Raw genomic sequence first — 9,301 nt, forward strand, 5'->3', positions numbered from 1 at the left:
AGGGGCATATGGCGGAAACGACAATGAAATCCGGGGATCTGCAACAAACATTGGAGCGGCTGCGTGCCGCTCTAATTTTGTATGAAGATTCCACAGCGGCGGCCAAAATCGGCCAACTGCAGCGAAAATGGAGCGAGCGTGAATTGACGCTCGCTTTTCTGGGCCATTTCTCGGCCGGCAAGTCCAGTCTGATCAATGCTCTGTGCGGAAGGCCTCTGCTGCCCTCGGGACCGCTTCCGACAACGGCGAATGCGGCTATTATCCGCAGCGGGGAGCGGCGCGCGGAAATTACGCTGCATCCGTCGGAGGAAGCGGACGGGCGGCAGGGGCATGAATCTGCTGCCGTCAAGGAAGAGCTCAAGCTCGTACTGCCGCCCGAAGATATGGAAGAAGCGCTCGAACGCTACTGCAAAGACGGAGAAGCTTATGCGACGGTCGAAATATGGGGAGATATTCCGCTGCTTCAGGGCGGAGGCGCTTTCCTGGATACGCCCGGCGTCGATTCCACGGATGCGGGACATGCTTCGGCTACGGATGCGGCCCTGCATCTGGCGGATGTCGTTTTTTATGTGATGGACTACAACCATGTCCAATCCGAGACCAATCTGACTTTTGCCAAAAGTCTGTCGGATCTGGGCAAGCCGCTGATTCTGATCGTGAATCAGATCGACAAGCACCGCAGCGAAGAACTGTCGTTCTCCCATTATCGGGAAACGGTGGAGCGGACTTTTGCCGATTGGCAGATCGGGGCGGCGGGCGTCCTGTATTTGTCCGTCAAACATCCGGATCATCCGCTCAGCGGATGGAACCGGCTGCAGGACTTGATCGGAGAACTGCTGGCCGATCGCGAGTCGCTGCTCGAACGCGGCGTACGGCTTGCGGCCCAGGACCTGATCGACCGGCACCTGCTGAGCGAACGGGAGATACGCCCCGATGAAGCGGTGCGGCTGAGTGCCGAGGAAGAAGCCGGCGAAGCGGAAGCGGAAGCTAGACTGCAAGCGCTTCAATCGGAGCACGGCGAAATCGCAAACCGCGGAGCTTCCGCACGCGAGCAGCTGATGACGGATCTTGGCCGTACGCTCGACAATGCGCCGATCATGCCGGCGTCTCTGCGCGATCTGGTGCAGGCCTATCTGGAAGCTTCCGTGCCCGGATTCCGTGCCGGAGGGCTGTTCGGTACGAAGAAACGGGCGGAGAAGGAACGCGACGAGAGACTCGAGAGCGTAACCGCCGATTTTGCCGAACGGGTAGAAGCGGGGCTGGATGTGCATGTCCGCGAAAGGCTGCGGGCATTCGGCCGCGAGCTTGGCGTGTGGGATGCCGATCGCGAGAAAGACCTCGAACGGGCGCTTCCGCGCGTCGAGTCGGTCTGGATTACCGGCCGCCTCAAAGACGGCGCACGCATCTCGCCGGAATACGTCATGAATTTCTCCGGCGAAATGCGCAGCGATACGCTGGGACGATTCCGCAGAGCGGCGCAGGAATTTGCGGATCAACTGCTGGAAAGACGCATGCCGCAGGATAAGGAGCGCTTGGAGGAACTGGAGAAGCGGATCGCTTCCACGTCGGCGCTGGCGGACAAAGCGCGCCTTCGCCGCGAAGTGCGCGAAGCGCTCGATCATCGCGAAGACGAGCTGACGCAGATGCTCGGAAACCGCGACGGTCTTCCGGTTTGGCAGCTGCCCAAAATCGAACATCTGCCGGAGGAAGCCGGCCGCGAAGACGAGTTCGATACCGCTTCGCGGCACGAAGCAGCCGGCACGGGGAACCCGGTCGGGATCAAACAAGCCGAAGAGGAAGGGGAATCTGCGGAGCCGGGCGAACGCGAAGTTTCGCCGGCTTCCGTATCCGTCCATTCGGCATCCGAAGCATCGGGACGCCTGGGGATTCTGCATGCGGCGGCGGATCGTCTGCATGAGGCTTCAAGTCTGCTCGAACCGCTGTCTGCCTTCGGTTCGTCCCTGCGTGCCATGCGCGAACGCGAATCTTCGCTGCGCGGAGGGCGTTTCACGCTTGCGCTGTTCGGAGCGTTCAGCGCCGGCAAATCTTCTTTTGCCAATGCGCTGCTCGGGGACCGGTATCTGCCGGTCTCGCCGCATCCGACAACGGCCGCAATCAACCGGATCATGGCCCCGGAGCGCGCCGAAGATCACGGGCGTGCGCTTGTTGTCATGAAGACGAGGGAAGAGCTGATGGACGATCTGGCCGACGCCTGCGAGCTGCTGGGACTGCACAATCCGTTTACGGGGCGTTGGCGGGCCGAAGTTCGGGCTTTGACGCCGGATCGGATCCATCCTTCGGGACGCGCGCATTACAGCTTCCTGCGAGCCGCGGATGCGGGGTTTGATCGTGCCGAGCCTTTTCTCGGTACGCAAACCCTTGCCGATCCGGAAGAATTCCGGATGTATGCGGCGACGGAGAGCTGGGCCTGCTTCGTCAAACGCATCGATCTGTATATCGATTCGGAGTGGACACGCCAGGGAATCGTGCTGGTGGATACGCCGGGAGCGGATTCGGTTCATGCCCGGCATACGGGCGTCACGTTCGATTATATGAAGAATGCCGACGCGCTTGTCTTCGTGACCTATTACAATCACGCGTTCTCCCGGGCGGACCGCCAATTCCTGGCGCAGCTGGGACGTGTCAAAGGCAGCGATACCGTCGACAAGACTTTCTTCATCGTCAATGCTTCCGATCTGGCCGATTCGGAAGAAGAATGCGCCGGGGTTACGTCGCATCTGGAAGAACGTCTGCGCGGAGAAGGGGTTCTCAACCCCCGTATCTATCCGGTCTCCAGTCTTCGGGCCCTGGCAGGCAAGCAGGGCGCAGCGCTTCCGGCGGAAGTTCTTCCGTTTGACCGCTTCGAAGCTTTTGAACGCGAGCTGATGCATTTTGCCGCCGAAGAATTGGCAGGTCTGGCCGCATCCGCGGCCGACCGCGAAATCGAAGCGGCCCGCGAGCGTCTGGCCGGCTGGATCGAAGAAGCGGCTCAGGGCGAGCAGGAGCGGCAGCTTCGCCTGGAACGGCTGGGTCGTTCGCTGACCCGGGCCCAGGAGGTTGCAGGTCTGGCCGGAGAAGCGGACAAAGCGCCTGAACTGGCCCGCGAGATCCGGGAACTGCTGTTCCATGTGCGCCAGCGGATCGAATTCCGGTTCGGGGACTGGTTTGCCGAAAGTTTCAATCCGTCTTTGCTGCATGCGGGAATCGGCGATCTGAAAGCTTCTTTCCTGGCCTGCGGCCGCGAATTGTCGCGGATGGTTGCCCGTGAAGCGGAGAACGAGCTGCTTGCGACGGGGCTTCGGATCGAACGTGCCGGTCAGCGGATGCTGGAGGCGGCGCTGACCGATACACGGGCCCGGCTTGCCGAGCTCGGAACGCCGTTTGACCGTTTGGAGCAGACGGACAGCGCAGCCTGGGAGACGCCGCATATTTCCGAAGTTCAGCTGGGATCCGCTTTGGACTGGGCGTCTTTGTGGCCTTTGTTCAAAAGCCCCAAAGTCTTTTTTGAGCAGCGCGGCAGAGATGTAGTGCGCGAAGCGGCTTTGGCGACTTTCCGCGAGGCCCTGCAGCATGTGACCGAAGTGCGACTGGCGGAATTCGAAGAATTCTACGGCAGGCAGCTGGCGGACAAATTGTCTATCGAAGCGGGCGTTCTGCGTCAGCAGGCTGAAGAAGCGGCCGAAGGTATCCGGATTTCCTTGTCCGATCGGCCGGATACCCCACTGTGGACTCAAATCGAAAATCGCTTAAAAATGATACTCCAGACAGAAGAGAAACAATAAATGAGACCTTAGACTCATGAAACCTCTATCTAAAATCCTTTTTTGGCATTAAACTGAGAGATATACAAGTAAAGGGCGAGTCCCTGACACTTATATATCTCTTTTTTTGGTTTTTATGAGTTTAAAGACTCAACTTGCCGGGTAACTATTACGATAAAAGACTTAGATAGATGGGAATATCGGCGCAGTTAGCAAGTGCAGACCCAAAGCTATTCAGGCGGGAGAGAAGATCATGAATGACATCCGAGAAATCCTATCATTGAATGGGTTATATTTGACGATTGCACTGCTGGGCTCTATTGCGGCATGTGCGCTTATTATGTACGGAGCAGCTTGGAAAAGATCCGAACTACGGACGGAAAAGGTGAAAAAGCGGCAGGGCATCGTGGTGCTGCTGGGCGCCGCCGCTTTTGGAATCGACCATATCGTGGCCCCTTTATCGCTGAATTTGCAGGTGAGCTTCGATTATTACGCGGTTCACCTGATTTTCACCGTGCTTGGCTGTTTGTTCGCGACAGGGTTGGCCCTCCGTTATGCGGTTGTGCCTTCGAACGGAGGGGCGCGATTTTTCTGGACGGGCTTGATTCTGGCGTTTACGATTTTGCTGTTCGATTATGCGAATGTGCTGCTGCTGTTCCGTCATCTGGCCGTATGGAATCCCGATCTGGTCGCAATGAATGTGCTGCTGACGTTCTGTATCGGATTTGCCGTCATGCGGCTGGTCACATTGTCCAACCGCAATCGGGAACACGGTCTTCATTCGCGTTGGAGTGTGCCGGGAATCGTATTATGCGGGTTCGCCCTGTTCGGGATTCCGATCTTGTGCGTCCTGTCGGTCCTGCCGCTCGATCTGTATATCCAGACGGGCGAAATAGGCGGAAACCGGGCCTTTTTGGTTCCTTATCTGGTTATGCTCGGCGTTGTCTGCCTGCTGTTCGCCGTACCGGACGATTTCGTGCGTATTCGCGAGAAACTGCAGGGGATGAAGATCAGGGAGCGCGAACAGCATTATATTTCCTTGTATGAACACAATCCCGACGGCGTTATCGAATTCGATATCCATGGCGTGGTGACCGGCATGAACGTGCAGGCGGAAATGATCGCGAAGAAATCCGGCAAAAAAGTGCTGGACGCCCGCTTCAGCGATCTGTTCTCCGGCGAACAAAGACGTCTGGTTGCCGAACACATGAAGCTTGTGCTCGGAGGAACTCCCGGGACCGCCGAGATTGATCTGGCCGGGCTCGACGGACATATTCAATCCTACGCGCTGACTTCGCTTCCGATCGTTGTGGATCGCAGCGTCGTAGGCGCTTATAGTATCGTCAAGAACATTACCAAGCGGAAAAGGGATCAGGAAACGATTCGGCATCTTGCTTATCATGACGAATTGACCGGGTTGTCCAACCGCCGTTCGTTCGAAGTTACGCTGGAGCGTTATGCGAATTACGGAGACCGGAAGCCTGAACCTTTTACCCTGCTCTTTATCGATCTGGACCGATTCAAGCGGGTGAACGACTTTTTCGGTCATGCTTTCGGAGACCTGGTTATCAAGCAGGCGAGCCGATTGATCAAGGAATGTATTCCTTCCGATGCGTTCCTGGCCCGGATGGGCGGAGACGAGTTTACGGTCATTTTGCCTTCCGTCTATCGCCGTCAAGAAGCGGAGAAGTGGGCGGGACGTATCGTGGAACGCTTCAACGAGCCTTTTGAAATCGGCAAGCATACGGTCAAGCTGTCGGCATCGGTCGGCATTTCGCGTTATCCGGATGACGGATTGTCGAGCGAACTGCTGACCAAATACGCGGACTCCGCTATGTATGACGCCAAGCAGAACGGAAGCGCCCAATACCGGTTCTATGATGCGGCAAGCGACCGGACAAGCCTGGCAGAAATGAAGCTGGAACAAGAGCTGGAGCAGGTGCTCGAAAAAAATCAGCTGCGTCTCGTGTACCAGCCGAAATTCGATATTCGCAGCGGCCAAGCGATCGGATACGAAGCACTGGTACGCTGGGATCACCCGATTCACGGAGAGATTTCGCCGCTGCGCTTCATTCCGCTGGCCGAGAAAAGCGGCATGATCGTAGCGATCGAACAATGGGTACTGCGAACCGCCTGTTTGCAGGCCAAAACCTGGGAGCGCGAAGGCCGCGGTATTCTGCCCATCGCCGTAAACGTGTCGCAGGTCCATCTGATGAAGCCGGACATCTACGAATCGATTATGCAAACGCTGGAAGAAACGAAGTTCGATCCCAAGCTGCTGGAACTCGAGATTACGGAAAGCGCCATGATGCATAACGAAGAGCATGTGATCGAGATTCTGGACAAACTCAAAGCGGCTGGTATTTCCGTTTCGATGGACGACTTCGGTACCGGCTACAGTTCTCTCAGCTATCTGCACAGTTTGCCGATCAGCTGCCTCAAGATCGATCGCTCGTTTATCCAAAAAATCACGACCGACCGCGACAGCAAAGCCATTGCGGAGATGATCATTTCGATGGCCAGACAGCTTGGGCTGAAGATCATCGCGGAAGGTGTCGAAACGAGCGAGCAGGCGGCGCTGCTGCAGGAGCTTCAATGTTATAATGTGCAGGGATTTTACTACAGCCGGCCGTTGTCTCCCGAACAGGTCGGCCAAACGCAGGTTTCCTGAACCGACAGCCGGAACCCGGCAAGACTCCTCTTACCCGATCGATTGGGATAAGGGGAGTTTTTTTGACGACAACAATTAAAAATAAAATAATATAGTGAAAAATTCATAATAGAAGAGCCGAATAAAAAGCAGAAAAATCGTGTAAAATAAAAACGACACAGCCGGCATCGAAGCCGGACCACGGAAACGAAGGAGAGAACAACATGTCCGAATTTCGATTGAAACCGGGAGATACCGTCGCCTTTATCGCCTGCTCCGACGGCCTGGCACCGGAAGAGCGCAGCCAAGTCGGAGAATTGGCGACAAGACTGCGCGCATTCGGTCTTGAAGTCGAAGAAGCCCGAACCTTGATAAGCAGCGGCGGGCCTTTTAGCGGAACGCCAAGCGAGCGTGCGGGAGAGCTGAACCGACTGTTTGCCGATCCGCGGATCGTCGCTATTTTCGATCTGTCGGGCGGCGATTCGGCCAACCAGATTCTGCCGCTGCTCGATTATGAGAGTATTCGACGTTCGAACAAACCTCTATTCGGTCTCAGCGATTTGTCGACCGTACTGAATGCGATCGCTTGGAAAAGCGGGATTCGGACGTATCATTACCGGATGTGGAATTTGATCGGCGCTTACGGAGAGCGGCAGCGCGAAGAGTTTTATCGGACTTTTTTCGAAGGGCTGCCGGATCTGTACAATTTCGATTTCGATTTTCTGCAGGGGGAAGATCTGAACGGGGATGTGGCGGGAGGCAATCTGCGCTGTCTGCTCAAATTGGCGGGAACGCCGTATTGGCCGGACTTTACGGGGAAAGTGCTGCTGTTGGAATCGCTGGGCGGAAAAGCGAACCGGATCGTTTCACTGCTCGCCCAGCTGTCCCAAACCGGGGCGTTGGAACGCTGCTCGGGTCTGCTGCTCGGAACGTTTACGGAATTGGAAAGCCGGGGCGAATTCGGGATCGTGCGCGATTATGTTCGGGAACTGACCCGGAGCCGGCCGATTCCGATTGTGCAGTCAACCCGGATCGGGCATGGAGAAGACGCGAAATGTATCGTGATCGGTTAGAAGAAAGGAAGGCGATGAAGCGGTGAAGATCCGGGGCAGCTGGCTGGACAATAAAAGAACAAGAAAATCCGCGAAAAAGGATACAGTGCGCTCGGTGTCTGCCGTCTCGTCGGAAGTGCCGGGGGAACCCGGATTCGAGCAGGCGACTTTCGCCGGCGGATGCTTCTGGTGTATGGTGGCGCCGTTCGACGAACTGCCGGGCATCGTGTCGGTCGTTTCGGGTTATACCGGAGGCCATACCGAGAATCCTACCTACGAGGAAGTGGGACGGGAGACGACCGGTCATGCGGAAGCCGTCCAGATTACGTTTGATCCCCGGATTTTTCCGTATTCGCGGCTGCTTGAACTTTTCTGGCAGCAGATCGATCCCACCGACGCGGACGGACAATTTCAAGATCGCGGATCTTCGTATCGCGCCGCGATCTTCACACATCACGCAGAGCAGAAGCGAGAAGCGGAAGCTTCCCGAAAAGCGCTTGCCAAAAGCGGCCGTTTCTCAAGCAAAATCGTGACCGAGATTGCCGAAGCCGGTCCGTTCTATCCGGCCGAGGAGAAGCATCAGGATTATTACAAACACCGTTTCGGCCATTACCGGCTGTATCGCCAGCATTCGGGGCGGGACGAATTCCTGCGCAGCCATTGGCATACGGACCGGGACCGGGAGCGCCTGCGGGGCGAGCTGAACGAAGTGGAATACGAAGTGATCGTACTTGGGGACATGGAGCCGGCTTATGACAACGCCTATTGGAACGAGAGCCGCCTCGGCCTCTACGTCGACCGTTTGAGCGGTGATCCGCTGTTCGAATCGGCGGATAAATACGAGTCCGGCGACGGTTGGCCCGCATTTTCCAAAACGGGCAGCAGCCATCTGGTACGCCGCGAAGCGGATTTGCGAAACGGCCAGGTTCGAACCGCCCTTGTCAGCCGGCTGACCGGAGCGAGGTTGGGGTATTTGCTGCATGACGGACCCGGCGAAGAACGGCTGCATTACCGGATCAATTCCGCTGCGCTGCGCTTTATTCCGCAAGATTGAACAGGGAGCCGGATGAAATCCGGCTTCAATTCGAGTTTGGGGGTTACGGATTGGGCTGTGGGAGCGTTATAATTATGGAATAATCTGATAATCGCTGGAGGAATTCGATGAAAAAAGGAAGAATGTTCTATAAAACGTTTGTTCCGATTCTCCTGCTTGGCGTCGGCCTGGCCGTCAGTTTTGGGATTTACACGTATTTCCAAACGGTGCGTTCGGTGATCGACAGCGTGGCCGAAGAAAAAAGAACCTCCATCACGCAGACCAAAAATAACCTCGAACAAAAAATACGGACTATTGAATACGCTTTCAATACATACAGCACGACGAGTTCGTTCAGCGAAGTCGTCGACAATCCGATTACCCAGAAAGATTTCGCGGCTTACCGCGAAGTCAATTCCCAGTTGAATTATATCGCCACGATGGGGCTGGAAGGAGCCGAATACACCCTGATCAGCCTCAATCGCAGCTGGAAAATTTCGAACGGAACGCTCTCCTATTTGAGTACGGAAGAGAAAGACCGGCTGTATGCGCAGTATATCGACAATCGGGAGAAAGGGCTGTTCTGGATCAAGACCGACTCGGGGATCCGGTTTGTCAATACGCTGCCGGCTTTCTCTACCCGCAAAGAAGCGATTGCCCTGTCGGATATTTCGCTCGGCACGCTCAATCGGACGATGCGATCCGAAGACGGAGCCCGGATTTTTATACTAGGGCGTGTTTTAAAACTAAAGATGGAAGATAAACCGATTTGGGTTTAGGATAAGAACAGAATAAATCCAAAGGT

Annotated in this window: 4 protein-coding genes and 1 pseudogene; all 5 read left to right on the forward strand. The window is 56.0% G+C overall.

Annotated features, from left to right (window positions below):
• The first annotated feature begins 8 nt into the window (after window positions 1-8).
• Window positions 9-3,782, forward strand: coding sequence for a dynamin family protein (locus tag HRQ60_RS13180; RefSeq protein ID WP_172196289.1), 3,774 nt, complete (start codon window positions 9-11; stop codon window positions 3,780-3,782).
• 232 nt (window positions 3,783-4,014) lie between these two features.
• Complete coding sequence (locus HRQ60_RS13185; protein ID WP_172196290.1) at window positions 4,015-6,432, forward strand: putative bifunctional diguanylate cyclase/phosphodiesterase; 2,418 nt, start codon at window positions 4,015-4,017, stop codon at window positions 6,430-6,432.
• A gap of 203 nt (window positions 6,433-6,635) precedes the next feature.
• Complete coding sequence (locus HRQ60_RS13190) at window positions 6,636-7,484, forward strand: S66 peptidase family protein (protein WP_172196291.1); 849 nt, start codon at window positions 6,636-6,638, stop codon at window positions 7,482-7,484.
• 172 nt (window positions 7,485-7,656) lie between these two features.
• Window positions 7,657-8,517, forward strand: a complete 861-nt coding sequence (gene msrA, locus HRQ60_RS13195) for a peptide-methionine (S)-S-oxide reductase MsrA (RefSeq protein ID WP_246281314.1) — start codon at window positions 7,657-7,659, stop codon at window positions 8,515-8,517.
• 107 nt (window positions 8,518-8,624) lie between these two features.
• Window positions 8,625-9,263, forward strand: a pseudogene (locus tag HRQ60_RS13200) (AraC family transcriptional regulator); the annotation flags it as partial.
• Window positions 9,264-9,301 lie beyond the last annotated feature (38 nt).

The sequence above is a fragment of the Saccharibacillus qingshengii genome, from assembly GCF_013185195.1.
GTDB lineage: Bacteria > Bacillota > Bacilli > Paenibacillales > Paenibacillaceae > Saccharibacillus > Saccharibacillus qingshengii.

Coding starts and splice junctions, on each gene's coding strand:
- HRQ60_RS13180 (WP_172196289.1), top strand. CDS start 9: ATGGCGGAAACGACAATGAAATCCGGGGATCTGCAACAAACATTGGAG.
- HRQ60_RS13185 (WP_172196290.1), top strand. CDS start 4,015: ATGAATGACATCCGAGAAATCCTATCATTGAATGGGTTATATTTGACG.
- HRQ60_RS13190 (WP_172196291.1), top strand. CDS start 6,636: ATGTCCGAATTTCGATTGAAACCGGGAGATACCGTCGCCTTTATCGCC.
- msrA (WP_246281314.1), top strand. CDS start 7,657: ATGGTGGCGCCGTTCGACGAACTGCCGGGCATCGTGTCGGTCGTTTCG.